The sequence below is a fragment of the Neorhizobium huautlense genome (assembly GCF_002968575.1).
Classification (GTDB): Bacteria; Pseudomonadota; Alphaproteobacteria; order Rhizobiales; family Rhizobiaceae; genus Neorhizobium; species Neorhizobium huautlense.
In genome coordinates this window covers 62455-84487 of sequence record NZ_PVBM01000024.1, presented here as the reverse complement: position 1 = coordinate 84487, position 22033 = coordinate 62455, and the positions used below count along the sequence as shown (strand labels likewise).

At 61.5% G+C, this 22033-nt stretch carries 27 protein-coding genes; 12 read left to right on the top strand and 15 right to left on the bottom strand.

The features are described from left to right. Positions 1-5: 5 nt before the first annotated feature. The gene (locus C5L12_RS22130; protein ID WP_105374230.1) at positions 6-914 is read right to left on the bottom strand and encodes a LysR family transcriptional regulator; all 909 of its coding nucleotides are present in this window, start codon (positions 912-914) and stop codon (positions 6-8) included. A gap of 115 nt (positions 915-1029) precedes the next feature. Here C5L12_RS22130 and C5L12_RS22125 point away from each other — a divergent pair, with 115 nt between their 5' ends. Next, positions 1030-1641, top strand: a complete 612-nt coding sequence (locus tag C5L12_RS22125; RefSeq protein WP_105374229.1) for a glutathione S-transferase family protein — start codon at positions 1030-1032, stop codon at positions 1639-1641. 10 nt (positions 1642-1651) lie between these two features. Next, complete coding sequence (locus C5L12_RS22120; protein ID WP_105374228.1) at positions 1652-2632, top strand: pyridoxamine 5'-phosphate oxidase family protein; 981 nt, start codon at positions 1652-1654, stop codon at positions 2630-2632. Between the two features lie 37 nt (positions 2633-2669). Here C5L12_RS22120 and C5L12_RS22115 read toward each other — a convergent pair whose 3' ends face one another. Beyond that, positions 2670-2957, bottom strand: coding sequence for a YciI family protein (locus C5L12_RS22115; protein ID WP_105374227.1), 288 nt, complete (start codon positions 2955-2957; stop codon positions 2670-2672). 53 nt (positions 2958-3010) lie between these two features. Further along, positions 3011-3580: a TetR/AcrR family transcriptional regulator gene (locus C5L12_RS22110; protein ID WP_105374226.1), complete on the bottom strand. Its 570-nt coding sequence runs from the start codon at positions 3578-3580 to the stop codon at positions 3011-3013. Positions 3581-3783: 203 nt separating this feature from the next. Here C5L12_RS22110 and C5L12_RS22105 point away from each other — a divergent pair, with 203 nt between their 5' ends. Together C5L12_RS22105 and C5L12_RS22100 are read left to right on the top strand one after the other, a co-directional pair. Continuing rightward, positions 3784-4479 carry a GNAT family N-acetyltransferase gene (locus tag C5L12_RS22105; protein WP_105374225.1) on the top strand — a complete coding sequence of 232 codons (696 nt, stop codon included), beginning with the start codon at positions 3784-3786 and terminating at the stop codon, positions 4477-4479. Then, a complete protein-coding gene (locus C5L12_RS22100) occupies positions 4476-4676 on the top strand; it encodes a hypothetical protein (RefSeq protein ID WP_105374224.1) in 201 nt (66 codons plus the stop codon). Before C5L12_RS22105 ends, C5L12_RS22100 begins: the two co-directional genes overlap by 4 nt. Here C5L12_RS22100 and C5L12_RS22095 read toward each other — a convergent pair whose 3' ends face one another. Beyond that, the gene (locus tag C5L12_RS22095) at positions 4677-5585 is read right to left on the bottom strand and encodes a LysR family transcriptional regulator (RefSeq protein ID WP_105374223.1); all 909 of its coding nucleotides are present in this window, start codon (positions 5583-5585) and stop codon (positions 4677-4679) included. Positions 5586-5687: 102 nt separating this feature from the next. Between C5L12_RS22095 and C5L12_RS22090 the strand changes: the two genes are divergently transcribed. Continuing rightward, complete coding sequence (locus C5L12_RS22090; protein WP_105374222.1) at positions 5688-6677, top strand: zinc-dependent alcohol dehydrogenase family protein; 990 nt, start codon at positions 5688-5690, stop codon at positions 6675-6677. Position 6678: 1 nt separating this feature from the next. Here C5L12_RS22090 and C5L12_RS22085 read toward each other — a convergent pair whose 3' ends face one another. The 3 genes from C5L12_RS22085 to C5L12_RS22075 form a co-directional block, all read right to left on the bottom strand. Further along, the gene (locus C5L12_RS22085; protein WP_105374221.1) at positions 6679-7719 is read right to left on the bottom strand and encodes a nickel/cobalt transporter; all 1041 of its coding nucleotides are present in this window, start codon (positions 7717-7719) and stop codon (positions 6679-6681) included. Further along, entirely contained in the window at positions 7713-8357 is a 645-nt protein-coding gene (locus tag C5L12_RS22080) for a DUF1007 family protein (RefSeq protein WP_105374220.1), read from the bottom strand. The genes C5L12_RS22085 and C5L12_RS22080 overlap by 7 nt, the downstream gene beginning before the upstream one ends. Before the next feature lie 88 nt (positions 8358-8445). Beyond that, positions 8446-9339: a LysR family transcriptional regulator gene (locus C5L12_RS22075; RefSeq protein WP_105374219.1), complete on the bottom strand. Its 894-nt coding sequence runs from the start codon at positions 9337-9339 to the stop codon at positions 8446-8448. A 529-nt stretch (positions 9340-9868) separates the two neighbouring features. Between C5L12_RS22075 and odc2 the strand changes: the two genes are divergently transcribed. Both odc2 and C5L12_RS22065 read left to right on the top strand, forming a co-directional pair. Then, a complete protein-coding gene (gene odc2, locus C5L12_RS22070; protein WP_105374218.1) occupies positions 9869-11002 on the top strand; it encodes an ornithine/lysine decarboxylase in 1134 nt (377 codons plus the stop codon). Between the two features lie 97 nt (positions 11003-11099). Then, positions 11100-11669, top strand: a complete 570-nt coding sequence (locus C5L12_RS22065) for a GNAT family N-acetyltransferase (RefSeq protein ID WP_105374217.1) — start codon at positions 11100-11102, stop codon at positions 11667-11669. A 22-nt stretch (positions 11670-11691) separates the two neighbouring features. On the opposite strand, the gene C5L12_RS22060 is transcribed toward C5L12_RS22065, so the two are convergent. After that, complete coding sequence (locus tag C5L12_RS22060) at positions 11692-12552, bottom strand: hypothetical protein (protein ID WP_105374216.1); 861 nt, start codon at positions 12550-12552, stop codon at positions 11692-11694. 260 nt (positions 12553-12812) lie between these two features. Between C5L12_RS22060 and C5L12_RS22055 the strand changes: the two genes are divergently transcribed. The 3 genes from C5L12_RS22055 to C5L12_RS22035 all read left to right on the top strand — a co-directional run bounded on the left by C5L12_RS22055 (position 12813) and on the right by C5L12_RS22035 (position 15142). Beyond that, the gene (locus tag C5L12_RS22055) at positions 12813-13502 is read left to right on the top strand and encodes an OmpW/AlkL family protein (protein WP_105374215.1); all 690 of its coding nucleotides are present in this window, start codon (positions 12813-12815) and stop codon (positions 13500-13502) included. A 741-nt stretch (positions 13503-14243) separates the two neighbouring features. Continuing rightward, positions 14244-14612, top strand: a complete 369-nt coding sequence (locus C5L12_RS22040) for an ArsR/SmtB family transcription factor (RefSeq protein WP_105374214.1) — start codon at positions 14244-14246, stop codon at positions 14610-14612. Next, positions 14609-15142, top strand: a complete 534-nt coding sequence (locus C5L12_RS22035) for an SRPBCC family protein (RefSeq protein ID WP_105374213.1) — start codon at positions 14609-14611, stop codon at positions 15140-15142. Before C5L12_RS22040 ends, C5L12_RS22035 begins: the two co-directional genes overlap by 4 nt. 71 nt (positions 15143-15213) lie before the next feature. Here C5L12_RS22035 and C5L12_RS22030 read toward each other — a convergent pair whose 3' ends face one another. Together C5L12_RS22030 and C5L12_RS22025 are read right to left on the bottom strand one after the other, a co-directional pair. Next, complete coding sequence (locus C5L12_RS22030) at positions 15214-15453, bottom strand: hypothetical protein (protein ID WP_105374212.1); 240 nt, start codon at positions 15451-15453, stop codon at positions 15214-15216. Beyond that, positions 15453-15719, bottom strand: a complete 267-nt coding sequence (locus C5L12_RS22025; RefSeq protein WP_105374244.1) for a hypothetical protein — start codon at positions 15717-15719, stop codon at positions 15453-15455. Before C5L12_RS22025 ends, C5L12_RS22030 begins: the two co-directional genes overlap by 1 nt. 178 nt (positions 15720-15897) lie before the next feature. On the opposite strand from C5L12_RS22025, the gene C5L12_RS22020 reads away from it, so the two are divergent. Together C5L12_RS22020 and C5L12_RS22015 are read left to right on the top strand one after the other, a co-directional pair. Continuing rightward, positions 15898-16701 carry a potassium channel family protein gene (locus tag C5L12_RS22020; RefSeq protein WP_105374211.1) on the top strand — a complete coding sequence of 268 codons (804 nt, stop codon included), beginning with the start codon at positions 15898-15900 and terminating at the stop codon, positions 16699-16701. Positions 16702-16818: 117 nt separating this feature from the next. Then, entirely contained in the window at positions 16819-17850 is a 1032-nt protein-coding gene (locus tag C5L12_RS22015) for a serine hydrolase domain-containing protein (protein ID WP_105374210.1), read from the top strand. Between the two features lie 389 nt (positions 17851-18239). Here C5L12_RS22015 and C5L12_RS22010 read toward each other — a convergent pair whose 3' ends face one another. The 5 genes from C5L12_RS22010 to C5L12_RS21990 all read right to left on the bottom strand — a co-directional run bounded on the left by C5L12_RS22010 (position 18240) and on the right by C5L12_RS21990 (position 21961). Further along, positions 18240-19226, bottom strand: a complete 987-nt coding sequence (locus tag C5L12_RS22010) for a WD40 repeat domain-containing protein (RefSeq protein WP_105374209.1) — start codon at positions 19224-19226, stop codon at positions 18240-18242. Then, positions 19226-20353, bottom strand: coding sequence for a CobW family GTP-binding protein (locus C5L12_RS22005; RefSeq protein WP_105374208.1), 1128 nt, complete (start codon positions 20351-20353; stop codon positions 19226-19228). Before C5L12_RS22005 ends, C5L12_RS22010 begins: the two co-directional genes overlap by 1 nt. A gap of 111 nt (positions 20354-20464) precedes the next feature. After that, entirely contained in the window at positions 20465-20869 is a 405-nt protein-coding gene (locus C5L12_RS22000; RefSeq protein WP_105374207.1) for a type II toxin-antitoxin system VapC family toxin, read from the bottom strand. Next, on the bottom strand, positions 20869-21120 hold the full coding sequence (locus C5L12_RS21995) for a type II toxin-antitoxin system VapB family antitoxin (protein WP_105374206.1): 252 nt from the start codon (positions 21118-21120) through the stop codon (positions 20869-20871). The genes C5L12_RS22000 and C5L12_RS21995 overlap by 1 nt, the downstream gene beginning before the upstream one ends. 49 nt (positions 21121-21169) lie before the next feature. After that, positions 21170-21961: a creatininase family protein gene (locus tag C5L12_RS21990; protein WP_105374205.1), complete on the bottom strand. Its 792-nt coding sequence runs from the start codon at positions 21959-21961 to the stop codon at positions 21170-21172. Between the last annotated feature and the right edge of the window lie 72 nt (positions 21962-22033).

Here is a 22033-nt window from a genome sequence, read left to right as displayed (position 1 = left end):
ACGCCTCACGCGGCTCCCGCATCCATGCCGGCCTGCCGTCGAAAGTGTTCGACGGCGAAGTCGACGAAGGCCCGCACGCGGGCGGAGACCATTCGTCCCTCCGCATGGACGATATGGATCGGCACCGGTTCGCGCTCGTATTGCGCAAGCACGATCCTGAGGCGCCCTGCTTCGATTTCAGGTGCGACCTGGTAGGACTGGAACCGGGACAAGCCGAAGCCCGCCACGGCAGCGGCGATCGCCGCGTCGTTGGTGTTGCAGATGAGCCTGGAGCTTACCGGCACGCGCATGCCGCTGTCCTTGCCGAAGAGCCATTCCGAGTGCCCGAACAGCCCGTCGCGCCCGATGATCGCGTGGCTCGCCAGATCTTCCGGCTTCTCCGGCTCGCCATGCCGGCTGAAATAGTCCGGCGAGCCGCAGAGCACTTGCCTGATCGAGCCGATGCGGCGGGCGATCAGCCCGGAGGCTGGCAGGGTGGCTATGCGGATGGCCACGTCCAGGCCCTCTTCCACGAGATTGGTGACCCGGTCCACGAAAACGGTCTTCACCTGCATGGCGGGATAACGGTCCAGGAAATCCAGGATCACCGGCAGCACATGGATGCGGCCGAAAAGTGCAGGCGCGGTGACGGTGAGCAAGCCGGCCGGCTGCGTAAAACTGCCCGCGGCATTGGCTTCCGCTTCCGCGACCTCCGACAGGATACGGCGGCAATCTGCGACATAACCTTCGCCCGCCGCCGTCAGCTTCAACGAACGGGTCGTGCGGACGAGAAGACGCGTGCCGATCAAATCTTCAAGCCCGGCGACAGCCCGCGTCACCGAAGGAGGGCTCATATGCAGGAGCTTGGCAGCCGGGGCAAAACCGCCGCTATCCACAACCTGCACGAACACCCGCATCGCCTGCCACCGGTCCATGCTGCCTCCGCCGTAATTATTTCAGTTTTCGGAATGGTTCAGTTTGCGATTTCTATCTTACTATCATCAGGATTAACAATCATCATGACGGCGTCATTGCAATCAGGAGGCTGACATGAAGCTCTATCACCATCCGCTATCGGGCCACGCGCATCGCGCCCGGCTCTTTCTGTCGCTGCTCGGCATCGATCACGAACTGGTCTTCGTGGATCTTTCGAAAGGGGAGCACAAGCAGGCCGACTTCCTCAAGCTGAACCCATTCGGCCAGGTTCCGGTGCTCGACGACGACGGCACGATCGTCTGCGATTCCAATGCGATCCTCATCTATCTCGCAAAGAAGGCCGGACGGAGCGACTGGCTTCCCGAGGACGCCAAGGGTGCCGCCGAGGTTCAACGGTGGCTGTCGGTCGCTGCTGGCCAGATCGCCCATGGACCGGCTCAGGCGCGGCTCATCAACGTTTTCAAGGCGCCTTACCGCGCCGAAGAGGTCATTCCCCGCTCGCATGCCATCCTGGCGCTCATCGATGCCGCTCTCGACGGCCGACGCTGGATCGCCTCCGAAGCTCCGACGATCGCCGACGTCGCTCTCTACAGCTACGTGGCGCGGGCGCCGGAAGGAGACGTGGATCTTGCCGACTATTCGAACATCCGCGCCTGGCTCAGCCGAGTCGAGGCTCTTCCGGGCTTTGTCGATTTCCAGAAGACGCCGGTCGGCCTTGCAGCCTGAGGAGTAAGTCATGGATAGCCCGATCCTGCCTCCATCGCCATGGCATCCCGGCGAAATTGCTCTCCAGGCGCGGTACGGCGTGGACGCGCGGATGGACGAGATCGGGCGCCGTGTGGTGCGCGACCACCTGATCGATCAGCATCGGGAGTTCTATCCACTGCTGCCGATGGTGGTCCTGGGAGCCGTGGATCCGGGCGGTGATGTCTGGGCGACCCTTCGGGCCGGCCTGCCAGGGTTTCTCCAGGCGCCGGATTCCGAGAGGCTTTCGGTTGAGCTGGAAAGGGAGTTTGCCGATCCAGCGGAGACCGGAATGGATGATGGCGCGTCTCTCGCGCTTCTTGGCATCGATCTCGGCACCCGGCGCCGCAACCGGCTGAACGGCACATTGCACCGACATACTGGCGGCTTCGATCTTTCTGTACAGCAGAGTTTCGGCAATTGCCCGAAATACATCCAGCTTCGGCAGGTCAGGTTCGTGCGAGAACCGGAAAAGCCTTCCGCTGTGCCCCCGCGAGAAAGCTCCACGTTCGAAGGAGCCGCACTGGCCCTGGTGCGGCAGGCCGACACATTTTTCGTCGCGACCTATGCCGACCTTCCGGGCGGGCGTCAGGTCGACGTCTCCCATCGCGGCGGCCGGTCGGGCTTCGTGCATGTGGGCGACGACGGCTGGCTGACGATACCCGATTTCGTCGGCAATCGCTTCTTCAACACGCTCGGCAATATCGCGATCAATCCGCGTGCAGGGCTTGTCTTTGTGGACTTTTCCACGGGCAATCTGCTGCAGATGACCGGCGATGCGGAGCTGCTTTTCGATCATCCGGAAGGCCGTCCGCTTGAAGGTGCCGAACGCTATTGGCGGTTCCGCCCGCGCAGGGTCGTCTGGCGGGCCGACGCCCTGCCCATCCGCTACGAGCTGGAGGAATGGTCGCCCTTTGCATTGGCGACCGGCAGCTGGCAGGGTGAGGACACGGCGGTCCAGTCAGAGGCGTAAAGTCCGTGCCGGTCTCCGATCGGGGTGTGGCGGTGGTTCACGCCTTCAGGAATGCCAGACGGTCGTCCGTGCGTCCTGGAGCGATTTCCAGGATATCGGCAGTCACGACGCCCTCTTTGACGAACGGGTCTGCCTTAACGCGCGCCTCCAGTTCGGCGCGCGAGAGGTTGTGGGCCAGGACCACGCCGCCGATTCCCGGCAGAACGCTGCCCGTCAGCAAAAAGATGCCGTCTTCGAATCCCTGTTTGATCCAGGCATTGTGGGCCTCCATGAATTGCGGGGCCTGGGACTTGTTGGTGGAAAATCGGAGCGTGACGACGAACATGGGACAGGCCCTCCTTCAGGCCGGATGTCAGGAAGCGGTTGGAAACGGGTTGATCAGCAAGGCTGCTGGCTCTGCAGCCACTGGCACATGTCATCCACCTCCCGGCGGATGAAGGCTTCGTCTCGAAATGCGGTGGCGAGCGCCGCAACGCCTTGGCTGCGCATCAGGAGATGCATGGCGAGCGCATCGGCATAGGCACCCCGACCCATGGCTTCGAACTGACGCGCCAACCAGTCGCGGAACAGCGTGAAGAGCTTGCTTGCATCGGTTTGCGCAACGTGATCGAGCTTGGCGAGTTCATTGCAGAGAGTGCCGACTGGGCAGCCATAGGCCATGATCTTCGTCTGGTTCGTGATGAGGATATGGATGAAGCTCCGGATGCGCTCGGCAGGGGTGGGGCTCTCGGCTTCCCAGGCGTCGAGCATCGCTGCAGTATTTGAAAGCCGCCTGGCAATCACTGCATCCAGAATCTCGTCCTTGCTCTTGAAGTGATAATAGAAGTTTCCGCGCGAAAGCTGCACCGCCTCCGCTATGTGGGCAAAGGACGTGGCCTCGAAACCATGCTCGTAGAAGAGCTGGTCTGCGGCCTCCACGATATGCTGCCGGGTGTTTGCAGCGTTCATCCTCGTCTTCTTCCTCTGCCGGTTCCAATTCTAGGTCAATTGTCCTACAAACTGATTAGGACGATTGACCTAGGTCAGTCAAGAGACGTTGAACGATCCAAAGGGAAATTTATCCGGCTGCTCTGTGGCGGCCTATCGGAGGCGCCCGTTGCCTTTCCCGATGCGCTGGCCTAAGCCTCTGTTCGTCAAGACAGAGGCCTTCCATGCGCGATCTCAAGAATTACAAAGTGGGTGCACCCGCGCCCGTTACCCTGAAGGGCCGGTTCGTCACCCTGGAGCCCTATGAAAGGGAAAAGCACCTGCAGGGGCTTTGGGGCGCACTCGGCGGCGCGGAGGGCATCAACAACCTCCTGAAGTATTTTCCCAATGAGGATTACGCCACAGCCGACGACCTTGATCGCTGGCTGCAGTCGGTCCGTCAGGCGGGCGGCTATGTCACGCTGATCGCCCGCGAGAACGCCACCGGCGAGATTGTTGGCATGGCGAGCTACATGCGCCCGGACCCGAAGAATGGCGTGGTGGAAGTCGGTTCCGTCGCCCACGGCCTCGCGATGAAGCGGTCGCCCATGTCGACCGAGCTGCATTACCTGATGGCGAAGCACGTCTTCGACGATCTCGGATACCGCCGCTACGAGTGGAAGTGCCACAATGAAAACGAGGCGAGCAAGGTGACGGCGCGCCGCTACGGCTTCACCTTCGAGGGCGTCTTCCGCCAGCACGTCATCTCTAGGGGCGCCAACCGCGATACCGCCTGGTTTTCGATGATCGACAGCGAATGGCCGGTCATCAAGGCCGCTTTCGAAGCCTGGCTTGCGCCGGAGAATTTCGATGCGGACGGCAAGCAGAAACGCAAGCTCGAAGATATCCGCACCGAGATTGCAGAGGGAACTGCCGCATGACTCCCGAGAGCCGTTCCCAGGCGATTGCCGCCGCTGTCATCCTGCTTTGCGTCGGACTGGTGATCTATTTCCTGCCGACACTGGTGCTCTGGATCGGCAATTATTCGCCCGTGCTCGGCTTCGTCGTCGGCGCGGCGCTGCTCCTCTGTTTCTTCCTGATCTTCTGGCTGAGGGCTCGTTTCCAGCGGCGGAAATAGTCAGGCGCCGGCTCTCATGAGCCGCGGCAGTGCGGACGCAAGGGCGTCGACGGCGAGCCGGACCTTCAACGGCAGATACGGCGTCTGCAGCCAAAGGGCGTGGCAATCGTAGAGAAACGGCGGCTGATCCGGAAGGAGCCTGATCAGCGCGCCGGTCTCGATCCGCCCGCGCACAAGCCAGTACGGCACCCACGCCAGGCCCATGCCCATCACGGCGGCATCGGCGATCGCATCGAGATCGTCCAGCCGGATGCGGTTGGGCGGAGTCACTTCCAGCGGCGGCAGCCCTTCTTTTGGAAACAGCCAGGGCGGAACCGGTCCAGACCGCCGGTAGACTACCGCGCGATGGCTCGCGAGTTCCTCAGCGGTATCCGGCCGGCCGTGGTTTTCAAGATAGGCCGGTGAGGCGCAGACGACCATGGGTTGGCGGGCAACACGGCGGGCGATGACGCCGGCGCGGCTTTCCAGTTCGCCGGTACGGATCGCCAGGTCATAGCCGTCATCGGCAAGATCGACGAAACGGTCTCCAAAGGAGAGATCCAGCTCCAGTGCCGGATATTGCCGTGCAAAGTCCATCAGCACGGGAAGGACGCAATGCCGCCCGAAATGGACGGGCACGGCCACCCTCAGCCGGCCGCGCGGCTCCGACTGGTGATCGACTGCCAATGCGTCGGCGGCCTCCGCTTCTGCGAGAATCATCCGGCAGCGGTCGTAATAGGCGCGGCCGAGATCGGTAAGGCTCTGGCGGCGCGTCGTCCGGTTGAGAAGGCGGGCGCCCAGCCGCTGCTCAAGAAACTGCACATGCTTGCCGACCATGGGAGCGGAAAGATCAAGCGCCCCTGCGGCCGCCGCGAAGGAGCCCAGATCGACGACCTTGACGAATACGGCCATGCTGCTCAATCGATCCATATTCGAAAGCTCTGGTTATTTCTGTCTCGCCAAAACTGGCATTTATCGCGGATTTGACGGATGTCATAGCTCATTCAACTCAATAATTTCGGAGTTGTATCAATGGCACGCGTCGTTCGCTTCCATGAGCATGGTGGTCCCGAGGTTCTGCGCATCGAGACTATCGATGCTCAGCCACCTGGAGAGGGTGAAGTACGCATTCGCGTCAAGGCGCTCGGCCTCAACCGTGCCGAGGCCCTGTTGCGGGCCGGAACCTATATCGAAACGCCCAGCCTGCCTTCGGGCCTCGGGCTTGAGGCGGCCGGCATTGTCGACATGGTCGGGGAGGGCGTCAAAGAATTTGCGCCGGGCGACGCCGTCAGCATCGTGCCACCCATCTCGATGATCCGCTGGCCGGCTTATGGCGACGAGGTCACCTTTCCAGCCCGTCTTCTGGTCAGGCATCCGCCCTCACTGAGCTTCGAGGCCGCAGCCGCCCTCTGGATGTCGTATCTCACCGCCTACGGCGCCCTGATCGAGATCGCAAAGGTTGCGAAAGGCGATTTCGTCGCCATTAGCGCGGCTTCGAGCAGTGTCGGGCTTGCCGCGATCCAGATCGCCAATCTTGTCGGCGCGACTCCCATCGCCATCACGAGAACGTCGGCCAAGAAGGAGGCACTGCTGCAGGCAGGCGCCACCCATGTTGTGGCTTCGGCGGAAGAGGATCTGGAGGCTCGTCTAAAGCAGATCAGTGGAGCGGAAGGCGTCAGGGTGGTGCTGGATGCGGTCGGCGGCCCGATCTTCGAGCCGCTGACGGCCGCCATGTCGCGCGGTGGGCTTCTTCTGGAATATGGAGGGCTGAGTGCGGAACCGACGCCCTTTCCGCTTTTCACAGTGCTTGTCAAGAGCCTGACGCTGCGCGGTTATCTCGTCCACGAGATCACCGGGAACCCTGTTCGGCTGGAAGCGGCCAAGGCGTTTATCCTTGCAGGACTGGAAAAAGGCTTGCTCAGACCGGTCATTGCCAGAACCTTTCCGTTCGAGGAGATCGTCGAGGCGCACCGCTTTCTCGAATCAAACCAGCAGTTCGGCAAGATCGTCGTAACGATCTGACTTAGGCCTGCAGCGACGCCCCGAGCAGGGAGAGGCCCACCAAAAGCACGAAAAGCGCGCCGCCGATTTCGATTGCATGGCCGATGCGCCGTCCTGTTCGTGAACCGGGGCCGGCGATCCGAAGCGCGAGGTCTTTGGCGCCCACCGCTATGCTTGCCAGGATCGTCACGGTGATTGCGGTGCCGATCGACATGGCCAGCACCGAAAGCACGCCGCCGAGATAAAGGCTGTTCAGAAGCGCAAAGCTCATCACCAGGATGGCACCGGAACAGGGGCGCAGGCCGACGGCAATGATCGCCGACCAGGCTTCCCGCAGGCTGAAGTCCCTTCCTTCCAGCGTTGCAGGGTCCGGCATATGGCTGACGCCGCAGGTCTCGCAATAGTCGCCCTGGCCCTGATATTCGTGATCCTGTACCTCGACCGCCCGGAAATTGAGACCTGTCGAACCGCGGCCACCGAGGGCGGCGGAGGCGGCCGGTGCGGCCATCGGAAGGCTCACCACGCGCATGCGGAGCGCGTGTATCTTCCTGAAAAGCAGCCAGGCGCCGAAAAGCGCCACCAGCGCGAAACTTGCGATCTCCATGGCCTGGGTCGCCTGCGTCATGGAGATGCCGCTGCCGCGCAGCAGCACGAAGGCTGTTCCGACCAGCAGGATCGCCACCGCGCCCTGGAGAAGGGAGGAAACGAAGGAGATGACGATGCCGCGTTTCAGCGCGATCTCGTTGGCGATCATGTAGGAGGAGATCACTGCCTTGCCGTGCCCGGGGCCGGCCGCATGGAAGACGCCGTAGGCGAAGGAAAGGCCGATCAAGCCGGAAAGCGCCCAGGGGTCCTCCCGCATCGCTCTCAGCGCGCCCGTCAACGCCCGGTAGAACGCCTGCTGATGCGTGTTGATCCAGGCGAGGAAGGGACCGAAAGGTCCGCCGACCGAGAAGGCGGGTTCGGCCGATCCGACGCCGAGCGGCGATTGGGCATGCGCGGCGCCGGCAATCACCAGCGCCGCAAGAACGGTCAGCGCCAGAGTGCGGCGGATTGTCAGCATGTCATTTCCAGTCTGGTGGCGAACAATTTCGACATGTCGGTGCCGGTCGGATCGCTGAAGAAGGCGTCAGTCAGCGAAGCGCTGTTTTGCGAAAGCACTTCGTCTGGATCCGGACGCACCACTTTGTGCTGGCAATGTGTGAAACCGGACCCCTTCGCCACCAGGTCGCCATCGGTCGGAAAATCGATCGAGGTGTACATGGAAGGATCATAGATGCCGAAGGCGAGCTTGCCTTTCAGCGGGACGGGCTTTTCCGGCTTGATCGCGAAGATGACGAGAATCTGGCTGCCTTCGAGCGATACATGGATCGCGTCCGGCTGCTGAACGCCGACATTCGCCCCATCCATCGTGATGGTCGTGAAATAATGGTAATCGGAAAGCGACTTGCGCATCACCTCGCCGAGTTCGGCAAGCTCGTCCTCGTCCAGCTTCAGATTGGTGTTCTTGTCGAAATCGAGCAGGACGCTGGAGGAGAACACCTCGTCGAAGCGCCAGACATTGTGCAGTTCACCGAGATTGCCGTCATTGCCTGCAACGACTTCCAGCCTGGCTTCGGCAAAGATATGCGGATGGGCAAGTGCTGGAAGCGGTGAGCAGATTGCCGCAAGCGTTACAATTGTTGCAATATTATAACGCATAATCCGTCTGATTCTCCCCGTTCGCCAGTGCCTGCTTTGCCTCGTAAATGAGACGGAATTTCGACTCGGGCTGACTGAGCCTATCGGCTCAATGTTGCCTGCGGAACCAGGCGGAGAGGAAATCGACGAAGCTCCTGACCTTGGCCGGCAGGTAGCGACGATGCGGGTAGACGGCATAGATGCCGCGATCCCTGGCAATGTAGTCGTCGAAGAGGGTAACGAGTTCGCCCGACTGGATCGATGCATTGGCGATGAAATCCGGGATGATCGCCACGCCGATGCCGGCGCGGGCGGCCCTGAGCGTCGCCTGCGGGCTGTTGACCTCTATCGGACCGCTGACGGCGACCGAAATGGTGGAGCCTTCGGCATTCGTGAAGCGCACATTGTTGTGCCAGCGCGAATTGGTATCGATGATGAAGGGAACCCGGTTGAGGTCCTGCGGGTGTTCCAGAGGCCCGTATTGGGCAACGAAATCCGCCGTCGCCACGGTATAGACCCGGAAGTCGGACAGCTTCTTGGCAATCAGGCCGGAATCTTCCAATTTGGTGATTCGGATGGCGAGATCGAAATTCTCCTCGATCAGATCGACGAACCGGTCTTCCGCGACGATTTCCAGAGACACGTCCGGATGCGTCTTGGCGAAATCGATGAGCGACTGGCCGACCTCGGCATCGACGAATGTGCGCGGCACGGAAACCCTCAGCCGTCCCTTGAGATCGGCGTTGTTTTCGCGCACCAGATCGGCAAGGTTGTCGATCTCCTTCAGGATGTCGGCGGCGGTGCGATAATAAGTGTGTCCGGCCTCGGTCATCGAGAACTGGCGGGTGGTGCGGTTGAGCAGCAGCGCGCCCAGGTCGTCTTCCAATTCGCGCACATATTTCGACAGCAGCGCCTTCGACCGGCCGGTCCGTCGTGCGGCGGCTGAAAACCCTTCCGCTTCAACCACATCGATGAAGGCCCGCATGCGTGTCAGAGTATCCAAATGTCGCCCCCTTGCTTGGTGAAGTCCTAGGTGGGATGCCGTCGGCGATTGTGCAATGCGAATTTTCGATGACGGCCAAAAAATCTCTTGATTATGACGGCGAATATTCTTATCTCCCGGCTTGCCCAAAGTCGCACGTGCCTGTGGGTGTCCGCCGACCCTCGATTAGGTGAGGTCATCGGTAAGGTACCTGGAACTAACCCCTCCAGTCGCTATTCCGGCCAACCGGGAAATGCGAGGACATCTTGAAGCAACGACGGTGCGGGCCTTTCTGGTCTCTGCAGGCTTTCCATCAGCCTGCAATACTGAAGAGGCACACCATCATTGCCGGAAGTGCGGTAGGGACAACCCTCCAATCCAAGGCAGACAAAGCCGGATCATTGCTCGTGGCAGGGCGTTGATCCACATATCGCGCGTTTGAGCGTGTTCACGGTACCGGTGTCTCCACCAACTGGGCCGAACGCATTCTCATCCGTCCTTTGTCCTCCGGTTCGTGAGCCGGAGCCTGAAGATTTGAAGGGACTGACCGATGACCACTGCTCGTATCCTCGACTTCATCAAGAGCCGACGTCCGGAAGGGCCGTGCCTTGTTGTCGATCTCGATGTCGTGCGCGACAATTTCACCGCCTTCCGTCATGCCCTGCCGGACAGCGCGATCTATTACGCGGTCAAGGCCAATCCGGAGCCGGCAATCCTGAAGCTTCTTGCTTCGATGGGCTCCAACTTCGATTGCGCTTCGGTCGCCGAAATCCAGATGGCGCTCGACGCCGGCGCTTCGGCTGACCGGATCTCCTTCGGCAACACGATCAAGAAGGAGCGCGACATCGCTCGTGCGTTTGCGCTCGGCGTCGACCTCTATGCCGTCGACAGCCATGAGGAAGTCGAGAAGATCTCCCGCGCCGCACCGGGTGCGAAGGTGTTCTGCCGCGTGCTGACGGACGGCGAGGGCGCCGAATGGCCGCTGTCGCGCAAGTTCGGCTGCGTGCCGCAGATGGCTGTCGACGTTCTTGTCTACGCTCACCAGCTGGGCCTGGAATCCTACGGCGTGTCCTTCCATGTCGGTTCGCAGATGACCAAGGTCGATGCATGGGATTCGGCTCTTGCCGATGCCAAGCGCGTCTTCGGCTCGCTCGCCAAGCAGGGCATCGTCCTGCAGATGGTCAACATGGGCGGCGGTTTCCCGACCAAGTACCTGCGCGACGTGCCGTCTGCCGAAGCCTATGGCCAGGCGATCTTCGCTTCGCTTCGCAAGCATTTCGGCAATAACCTGCCGAAGACGATCATCGAGCCGGGCCGCGGCATGGTCGGCAACGCAGGCGTCATCAAGGCGGAAGTCGTGCTGGTGTCGAAGAAGTCGGACAACGACAATCACCGATGGGTCTTCCTGGACATCGGCAAATTCGGCGGTCTTGCCGAAACGATGGACGAGGCGATCCGCTACCCGATCCGCACTGAGCGTGATCAGGACGAGATGGAGCCCTGCGTGCTTGCCGGCCCGACCTGCGACTCGGCCGACGTGATGTACGAGAAGAACATGTATCCGCTGCCGGTCTCTCTGACGATCGGCGACGAGGTTCTGATCGAAGGCACCGGCGCCTATACGACGACCTATTCGGCCGTCGCCTTCAACGGCTTCGAGCCGCTCAAGGCCTACGTCATCTAAGACGTTCGTTTCCGCCGGCCCCGTAACCAGTCGGGGCGGCACATTCACAATGATCCTCCGATGCCGTCTGAAACGGTTTTGAGTTCGGGAGGCCAAGATGGCCACTGTTCTTGATTCTGTCCGCGCCCTTTTTGCGCCGAACACCACTTTCATCATCGACGCCGAAACACCGGCCGACGTGGTGGCTCGCGAAAACCTGCTCGATCGCGCCATGGGCCCGGATCGCAGGCTGAAGTCGTCTGAAAAGATCCGCCGCGGCCGCGTGCCGGCGGAGGGTCTTGCGCTCGTCGCCCGCGATACGGACGGTCATGTGACAGGCACCGTGCGTCTCTGGAATGTCGAAGCCGGCATCTCGCCCGACGGTACTCCGATCGAAGCGCTGCTGCTCGGCCCGCTGGCGGTCGATTCCGCTCATGAGGGGAAGGGGATTGGCGGCGCATTGATGCGTGCGGCGATCACCGAGGCCCATAAGCGCGGCCACGGTGCCGTCCTGCTCGTGGGCGATGCGGCCTATTATGAACGGTTCGGCTTCTTTGCCGACAAGACCCGGCATCTGGTCATGCCCGGCCCCTTCGAGCGCTCTCGTTTCCTGGCGCTGGAACTGAAGGCCGGCTGGCTGGAAGGCGCCGCAGGCATGATCGTGCCTAACGGGCGCAAGCTGGCCTGATACGCCGGCCCTCCGGGGGGTGTCAGAAACGTTTTTCGTTTTCCAGGGCGAGCCGTTCGAGCGCGGCGGAGTCGGGCTCGTATCGGCCGCCGACCTTGTTCCAGCGATAGGTGGCGCCGATGGTCCGGTCACGCCTGGCGACAGCCTTTTCCGTACACCGCTCTTTGATCGGTTCGTCGTGCAGCAGGACGTCGACACGGACGGCGGCCATCGGCATCGTGGCTTCCTTCTTCACCGAGATATGCGGCTCCTGAGTGCGGCGCAGACCACAGAGCGTTTCGGAGAACGTCATGACATCATCGATGATCTGCAGACGGTCCGGCTGGGCCAGCACCAGCGTCAGGTCCCGGTAGGACTGCTGCGAGTTCCAGTGGCCGTTGCTCACCACGATCAGCTGCGACTGCGGGCCGAGCGGCTGCAGGGCCGCGTCTGGAAAACCGGTGTCGCGATCGAGCCCGACATTCAGAACGTCGCGTAGTTTCGGTAGCAATCCGGGGCTGCCATCGAAGGAATAGAGGACGAGAAGGGCAGGGGCGGCAGGATCACCGCCTGAGCCCCCGAAATCGAAAAGGACAGCGATGTTCGGATGGGCGGCGGAGGCAAGGTCGATGACCTCCACGTTCTCGATCGTCAGGCCGTCCGGCCAATCGATATCCAGATCGAGTTTTTGCGCGGTCGTCTCGTCCAGCGTGAAGCCTTGCCAGCCGGCACCCTCCGTCTTGGCGAGGTCGGGGACGATCCGCTTGGCGAGATCGAGATAAGTCGCCGACAGGCCGGGCAGAGGCGCGTCGAGCTCCACCCGCTCCGGCCCGCCGGCGGCCACGCCGGCAACCGGTTTGAGAAGAAACAGAAGCGGGATGAGAAAACGGAAAGGTATGTGCATGGGGCGGCTTCGACGGGCAAGTGCGGCAAGCCTATGCCGAATCGGTCGGAACTGCAAAGCAGTCCGCAGCAATGAAGGCTGTACCGCCGCGGCAGCATATGCAGTCTCAGGCCGCTCACCCGCCGGAAAGCGATATTCCCTGCGACATATTTACCACTCCTATCCCCAGGGCGGTGAGGGTTGATCCTGATCAATCCGACTCTTCGATGAAGGCCGTAGACCGGTCTGCGCAAAGAGATTCTGATCCCAGGAGAGACGAAATGAACAGGAATGGCGCACGGCATCTGAGATGGCTGGCGGGCACAAGTGCGGCTTTTTTCGCATTCGGGGCAGCGGCCGCGGATTTGACGCCGGCTCCCGTTGCCCCGGCGGCGGAGGAAGTTGTGACTGGGCAAAGCCCGTGGCAGATCCGCGTACGCGGTTTGGGCGTCATCACTGAGGATGAGGGTTCCGTGAACGGTGTTCCTGGCTCGGATCTTTCCTATTCTGACTCGGTGATCCCGGAACTGGATATCACCTACTTCTTCACCGACAATATCGCCGCCGAACTCATTCTCGGCACGACCTATGCCAATATCAAGGAAGACGGTGCCGTCGGCGTCCCGGTCGGTCGCGCCTGGCTCCTGCCGCCGACACTGACGCTGCAGTACCACTTCACCGATTTCGGCGCCTTCAAGCCCTATGTCGGTGCGGGCGTCAACTATTCGCTGTTCTACAACCAGTCGGAAAAGGCCGGTTTCCATAACCTCGACGTAGAGAACAACTTCGGCGCAGCACTGCAGGTCGGTTTCGACTACATGATCGACCAGCATTGGGGCGTGAACTTCGACGTGAAGAAGATCTTCCTGGAAACCGACTGGAAGGCCGATCATGACGTTCTCGGTCCGCTCTCCGGCAAGGCCAAGATCAATCCCTGGCTGATCGGGGCGGGGGTGACCTACCGGTTCTAAGAACGACAATAACGGTAGGCGGAACGGCGCGGCTCATAACCGCGCCGTTCTTGTTGTGCGCCCAGCATGGGCGCATTCTTGTGGGTGGAAGTCCCTCCGTAAGCTGGTCATGGCGAGCGAAGTGAAGCGCAACTGCGGAAGGGCGACCGACCGTGGGGAGGAAGCGTGGATCGAACCTGCGGGCCGATGGACAAGAACCGGATATGAGGCGGTGCCGACCAGGGCGAGCGGGCAACATTCCGCGAAGCTCTTGTGACCAAGGGGCGGTGGCGTAAATCCGGCGGTCGTGCAGCGAAGGAATGCGTTCTTACCTGGGGAGATCTCGCCTTGTGCCTGAAAGGGCGACGGTGTCGAGCCGGAGCGAGAAGTCAGCAGAGGCCGTAGTAGGAGCGCCTTGCGCGAACGAAGGGCCGAAGGAGCGGAAGGGAGAGCCGCTGGTTATCGGATTTGAATGGTCTCAGATGGTCGCGTCAGCGAAGCTCGCCGATCTGGAAGATAGGGTGAAGCCCGAAGGGCCACGGCAGCGAGAAATCAAATCCGCCGAACCAGAATAAGCAAACCCAGGCGCCAGGCCGGGAGAACTACGGGCCTGACGACCTCAACTGCTCCAACCGCCCGGTGCGGACCCGCATGCCGGGTGGTGTGGGAGGGGCGGAGCCAATAGGCTCCCCCCTATCCCGATTGAAGAAATATTCAACCATATGGTTGACTGTTTGAATTCTCATCTCTATATTCAACTTTATGGTTGAATTATACGCACCCCAACTCGACAATGTCTTTCATGCCCTCGGCGATGCGACGCGCCGGCATATGCTTCGCGACCTGGCGGGTGGAGAGCGAACGGTAAGCCAGCTGGCGGAGCCCTTTGCGATCTCGCTCGCGGCTGCCTCCAAGCACATCAAGGCGCTGGAAAATGCCGGGCTGATCCGCCGTGAGGTGCGCGGCCGCACCCATATCTGCCGCCTTGCCCCCGGGCCGCTCGCCAGCGCCCACGAATGGCTGAGCTTCTACGAGCGGTTCTGGAACAACAGGCTGGACGAACTCGAAAGACTTCTCCGCGAGGAGGATGCAGCAAGACCCAAGAAAACCGAAAGAGGAGACGAGACATGAATGACATTGCAGCCATCAGTGCCTATGGCGTGGTAACCGAGCCCGCCACCATCAGGATCGAGCGCCTGCTCCCCGGTTCGATAGACCGGGTATGGGCTTACCTTACGCAAAGCGAACTGCGCCGCCGCTGGCTGGCCTCAGGCGACATGGAGATGAAGGCGGGCTCCTCCTTCGAACTCGTTTGGCGCAACGACGAACTGACCGATCCGCCCGGTAGCCGGCCCGAAGGTTTTCCCGAGGAGCACCGGATGCAGAGCCGTATCACAGAGCTCGACCCGCCCCGCAAGATGACCTTCACCTGGGGAGAGCGTGGCGAGGTCTCCTTCGAACTGGAGGCCATGGGCGGTGAGGTCCTGCTGACCGTCACGCACCGACGCATCTCCGACCGCGCGAATATGCTGATGATCGGCGCGGGCTGGCATATGCATCTGGACGTCCTCGCTGCCCGGCTGACGGGTACCAAGACGGAGCCCTTCTGGGATGGCTGGGAGCGCCTCAAGAAGGAATACGAGCCCCTGATCTCGGCCTGAGCAGTTTCGATGACGGAGGTTCCGTCGGCTTTTGCCGGCGGAGCCAAAGATGCGACGGATTTCGCATTGCCTCAACCCCGGTAGATTGCCTCCAGCCTGGCCAGATCGGCGATCTTCAACTCGACGGGATCCATGCCGTCGCGAAGAGGCTTGAACCAAGCGGATGCCTCCTGGACCCTTTTTCCGTGCGGCTCCGGATAGCCGCCCAACCCCAGCACCCATTGACGAACGATCTCCCGCTCCATCCGGCCGGCGGCGTAGCGATCATGAACCGCCTTGGCCGAGTTGGTCAGGTCTTCGACCTTTTTCATCAATGCACCGACGGATCGGTCGCGGTTTCGTCGAAGAAGGACCGGATACCGTCGCGCTCCACCGTTGCGAGGAATTCATCGAAAGCCTCGCGGTCCGTGGCGAAAGGCTCGTCCCACGAGGTTACGTCTTCCTCTTCGGTGATCACCTCGAGGATCCAGTCGCCTTTGCCGCCTGCGGGGCGGAAGATGTCGACAAGCACGGTGATGCCGTCCTCGGTAAATTCGCCGGCAAGTTCGGAATGTTCGGTTTTGGGGGCCTTGGGCATGGTGATGTCGGCTCTCATGAGACGTCGCGGGGTTGGTTCGGTCGTCACGACCGGGTTTCTGGACGTCAATACACCGCTTCCCGCGCGGACTCCACAGTGATGATGACGACCGACCGCCTTGGTCGCACCAGCGCTTAAAGCCGCTTGATTGGCAAAGGGGCAGGCCTATTTCCCGCTCATGGATACACCGACCCCTCAGCCAGAAACCACCTTCCCAAATTTCAGCTCGCTGAGGCTTGGACTGCAGCGCCTGGAGCGGGGCCGAGATTACTGGGCTCTGCGCTGGCAGGCGCTCCTGGCATTCATCGATCTCAGCATCCTCGCCTTTTTTCTTCTCGGACCCTATCTGAGGACCGGGGCTTCCTACCTGATCATCGATTATGCGATAGCGGTATGGATCGCCGCCGAGCTTGTGGCGCGGGCCCTTGCTGCCCCGTCCTTCCGGACATTTTTCAGAAGACCGATGACGTGGATCGACGCGGTCATCCTCGCGACGCTGCTGTTTCCCGAGACCCTGTTCAACTTCGCCTTCCTCAGAGTAATGCGCCTGTGGGCGATCGGCAAAAGCCCGCTCCTGCGCGAAGGCCTGCGCTGGGCCGGCTGGGGGCATCTTCAGGACGTGGTCCGCGCCGCGCTCAATTTCCTCGTCTTCCTGTTTATGGTCACGGGCTTTGTCTATACCACCTTCTTCTACCGGGAGGAGGGCGGCGAGGGTTTCGTCGATGCCCTCTATTTCACCGTGGCGACCATCACCACCACGGGCTTCGGCGATATCACGCTGCCCGGCACCGCCGGCAAGCTGACATCCGTCATCACCATGATCATCGGCATCTCCCTTTTCGTCAGGCTCGCCCAAGCGGTGGTGCGGCCGTACAAGGTGCAATTTCCCTGTCCTCAATGCGGACTGCAGCGGCACGATACCGACGCCGTACACTGCAAGGCCTGCGGCCACCTTCTCAACATCCCCGACGAAGGCGTCTAGCTTGAGAACTCTCAATTTGGCACCAGCGGAGGCGGCAAGCTCTCACACATGATCACCTCCGTGTGAATCTCGCCGTTCGGCCATATTCCCGCGAAGGATACTGCTCTAGTTTGCGGCATGTTCACACGTCGCGCCGCCTTGATATCCGTCCCTTTCGCGCTTTCCGCTGCCCGCGGCTTTGCCCAGACTGCGTCGCAACTGCCGGTGCCTCAGCCCCCGGTCACCTTGAACACGGTCTTCGAAGGGGCGGCGGAACTAGAACCGCTGAAGGTCGTGCTCGTCTCCCGGAATGGAGCGATGCTCGCCGAGCGGGCGTTCAACGGCCATTCTCTCGATGCCTCGACCAACATCAAGTCGGCTTCGAAATCGGTCGTTTCCTGCCTCGTCGGCATCGCGATCGACAAGCGGCTCCTGGAAGGGCCGGCCCAGAAGATCGCGCCGATCCTGAAGGCTGACCTGCCGGCCAATCCCGATCCGCGCATCCACGACATCACCATCGGCAATCTGCTGTCCATGCAGGCGGGGCTCAGTCGAATGTCCGGGCCGAACTACGGACGCTGGATCGCCAGCCGCAACTGGGTGCGCTTTGCGCTCTCCGAACCGTTCGACGGAGAACCTGGCGGATCGATGCTGTATTCGACGGCCTCGACGCATCTGCTGTCTGCGATCCTCACGCGGGTCGGCAGAAAGCCGACGCTTGCGCTGGCACGCGAGTGGCTGGCGCCGGTGGACGGCTTTCGCATCGGTTCCTGGGAGCGCGATCCGCAGGGCATCTATCTCGGCGGCAACCAGATGGCCATGACCGCCCGTTCCCTACTTGCTTTCGGAGAACTCTACCGGAACGGAGGGAAGACAAAGGATGGAAGGCAGATCGTTTCGAAGGGCTGGATCGATCAGTCCTGGACGCCCCGCACCAATTCCCGCTTTTCCGGCGACGGTTACGGTTACGGCTGGTTCCTCCGGACGATCGGCGGCGAGGAGGTCAAGTTCGGTTGGGGATATGGCGGCCAGATGGTTTATGTCGTCCCATCGCTCGGTCTGACCGTCGTCATGACCTCCGCAGACACCGGACCGTCTGCCCGCAGCGGCTATCGCGACGACTTGCATGACATGCTCGCCGAGATCATCGGCGTCGTGCGGCAAGCGTGAGCGGGGACGTTCTGCGGCAGTATGCCAAAAATAGCCATGCGAATTCAATGTCCCTCTGCGTGATTCCTCCCCGCCTCATCCACGGTCCAAACAAGGACGCTACTCTGTCGGCGTCATCGGACAGGGAGCCGGGTTCGCGAACCGGTCTGTCACGGAAGCAATCCGGCGTCCGGTGATGGTCGTAAAGGCAGGGGAAACGCCGTCAGGGCGCCAGCCCCCGGAAGATGTTTCGGAATTTGGACCCTCCGGAACCGCTCTTCGGGAAAAGCCGGAACGGTCGGGCAGGCGGAAAAGCCTGACACGCACACCACCCCACATTCACTGCCTGCCCATATCCCATTTGGATCAGGCCGTGGCGGAGGTTCCTCCGCCGCGGGTTTCCGTGTTGTTTAAGCTGAAATGTCGATCACGCCGCAATCGCCCGCTTCCGACGAGAACGCGAGAAGCTTGCCGTTGGCGCTCCAGCCCATGCCGGTGATGGCGCCTTTGCCGGGACGGCGCAACAGCGCTTCCTTCGAATCAGCGATCCTGACCCCCAGGATCATCCCGTCGACGAAACCGATCGCCAGCACTTCCTCAGCAGGATGGAAAGCTACCTGCGTCACCATGATGTTTGCGCGAGTGCCGAGTTCGAGCGGCGCCTTGCCCATCGGCCCGTCCTTCGAGGAGAACGGCCAGACGATCGCAGCCGGCGCGCCGGACGAGGCGAGCCACTTGCCTTTCGGCGACCACGAAAGCGATTTCACCTTGGCGGGATAGCCGGTCATCCGCATATGCCGGTTCTCTCCCGGCTTGCCGTCGAGCTTCCAGCCGTGCAGGGCGTTTTCCTGCATGGTGGTGACGAGGAAACGGCCGTCGGGAGAGAAGGTGACGCCGGTATGCGCGCCTTTCCATTCCAGGTCGACCGGATCGCCGGACGTTGCCACCCAGTGCAGCGTGACGCCATTATAGCGGGCGGCGGCGATGCGCAGTCCCTTGGTGGCGAAGGCGAGCGCCTCGACGCTGCGCTCTTCGGTGAATTCCTTCAGCGTGCCATCGTTCTGCTTCACGAAGCTCGATTTGCCATGTGCATAGGCAACTGCGTTCTGCGGTCCGCCGGCAACGACGCTGATCCATTTGCGCGGCGCCTCGGCGACGACCGTCGCTGTGCCGTCGCCGGCGATGCGGCAGACCTTGCCGTCCTCGCCCCCGGTCAGCAAGGTCGTGCTGAACGGGTCGCGGATGCAGGTGAGCAGGCCCTGATGGGCTTCGGCGACTTTCTCGCCGCCGTCGAGCCTGTGGATTGTGCCGGCGGCTGTGGCGAAGAATGGAACGTCGCCGAGGAAATGCGCGGCGACGACATGGCCTTCGAGATCAAGCGGTGCGACTGTCGGCATTACGCAGCAACGGCCTCGCAAGCCCTGAAGCTCTTCTCGATCTTGTCGACATCGAGATCCCGGCCGATGAAGACGAGGCGGGATTCGCGCTTCTCGCCATCCTTCCAGGGACGCTGGTGGTCGCCCTCGACGATCATGTGGACCCCCTGCACGACGTAGCGTTCCTCGTCGCCCTTGAACGCGATGATGCCCTTCAGGCGCAGGATGTTCGGGCCGTCGGTCTGGGTGATCTTCTGGATCCAGGGGAAGAACCGTTCCGGGTTCATCTCGCCGCCGCGCAGCGAGATCGACTTCACGGTCACGTCATGGATCGGCGACATCTCGCCGTGGTGATGGTGGTGGTGATCATGGTCGTGGTCATGGTCATGGTGATGATGATCATGGTCATGATGGTCGTGCGCGTGGTGGTGATGGTCATGCCCATGATCGTGATCGCAGTCCGGACCGCAGACATGGTCGTCGTGGCCGTGCTCCAGGAAATGCGGATCGTTTTCGAGCGCACGTTCCAGGTTGAAGGCGCCCTGGTCGAGCACGCGGGCAAGATCGACGCCGGAGCGGCTCGTCTTGTAGACGCGGGCGGTCGGGTTGATGGCGCGCACCACGTCTTCGATGACGGCCAGCTCTTCCGGTGTCACAAGGTCGGTCTTGTTGATGACGACGACGTCTGCAAACGCAATCTGATCTTCTGCCTCGCGGGAATCCTTGAGCCGCAGCGGCAGGTGCTTGGCGTCGACCAGGGCGACGACCGCATCGAGCTCGGTCTTGGCGCGCACGTCGTCATCCATGAAGAAGGTCTGTGCGACCGGCACCGGATCGGCAAGGCCGGTGGTCTCGACGATGATGCCGTCGAAGCGGCCGGGGCGGCGCATCAGTCCTTCGACGACGCGGATCAGATCACCGCGCACCGTGCAGCAGACGCAGCCGTTGTTCATTTCGTAGATCTCTTCGTCCGACTCGACGATCAGGTCGTTGTCGATGCCGATCTCGCCGAATTCGTTGACGATGACCGCATATTTCTTGCCGTGGCTTTCGGACAGGATGCGGTTCAAAAGCGTCGTCTTGCCCGCGCCGAGATAACCGGTGAGCACGGTAACGGGAACAGGCTTCTGGGTGGCTGTGTCGGTCATGGAAACCTCGATGGGTTATATACGCCCGCAGGCGCGGTATTGGTCCGCCTCATATAAGGGCAAGCCGGGACGAGTTCAAAGGGTTTTGAATGTTATAAGATCACGTTGTCCTCAGGGCAGCGTATCGGCGTCTGTATCCTTCAAAAGCTGGTCGAGTGTCAGGAGCGGCTGCTCCATTACCCGGGCGTATGCGTAGTGGAAACAGTCGAAATTACTGAGATAACGGCGGCCGATGCCGTGTCTCTCCGCAACGGCAACGGCGTAGTGCAGGAGTTCGCGGGGTGATCCGCTTTCACGAATATCTATACCACGGGCGTCCAGCCACTCTACAACCGCGCCTTCCGCTTCGCCGTAAAGGCAATCGAGCTGGTCCGGCCGCGACAGGACGATGATGGCTTCCCACGCCGCCAGCGGTGAGGTGAAGGGAGCGTCATCCCTTAAAAGAGCTGTTTCATAGGCTTCGGCGGTGTCTTCGCCAGCCATCATGGAGACGATCGCACAGGCATCGACGAACATCAGGCACTACCGATATCATGATCCAGATCATGATAGGCGTCGGAGGACAGTGGCCGACGGTCTGGTTTGAAGGAGAGACCGCGCTTTGTCAGGATTCGTCGCGCCGTTTCACGGGGTGTTTCCTGCCGGATGCGCTTGTCGATGGTTTCCTTCAGAGCGGAAATAACCGCATCGGTGATCGTGGTGCCGTCGATGCGTGCCAATTCTCGTGCCAGCACATCTGCCTCTTCATTCCGGATATTCAACGTCATCGATGCATCCCTCTGTGTAGCCCATTGTGCCAGACTGTGTAGCTTTCCGCTACTTCAATATCTCCAGATCGAACCGCGTCACGTCCTCCAGCAACTCAATGATGCCTTTCACCGCATGGGCGATGAGCTGCTCGCCTCTTTCGGCGGTCGCGGCGGCGGCATTGCCGGCGACGCCCTTGGGGTTGAGGTCGGACATCTTCCAGCCGAAGGCATGCGGCCCGTAGGCGCGCAGGTGCCGGAATTTCCGCGCATAGTCCGACTGGCGGGAACCGAAGTTTTCGGCCTTCGCCATGTTCACCCGGTCCGGATAAAGCGCCAGCATGATCGAGGTTTCGATATCGCCGCCGTGGATATCGAGCGACGTTTCCTCCGGCGAGATCCATCCCTCGGGTTGGCCGAAGCGCGTCCAGCTCGTCGCCACCGCCAGCATGTCGAACCGTATCCGCGCTTCGGTGGCGACGATGGTCAGCAATGGCGAATTGCCGCCATGGGCGTTGAGGAGCACCAGCTTGCGGATGCCCTTTTCATGCAGTGCCTCGGTTATGCCGAGCCACCGGTTCACGGCTTCGTCGAAACCAAGGGTCTTTGTGCCGGCCACATCCATGTGCTCAACCGAATAACCGATCGGTTCTGCAGGCAGGAAGGTCACCGGCAGGCCGGCGGGCAGGGCAGGGATCAACCGGGCAACCAGCCCCTCGGCGATCAGGGTATCGGTTTCGAAGGGCAGGTGCGGTCCGTGCTGTTCGTGCGCGCCAAGCGGCAGGACGGCAATCCAGTCACGCCTTTCTGTGGACGCAAGCGTCGGATCATTGTCATGATAGTGCGGCAGCGGGTGCGGCATCTGGCGGTCAACTCTCCGTTTCGGTATGGATAGCGCGATACCGATATAAAGATAAATCCGAAAGGACAAAGC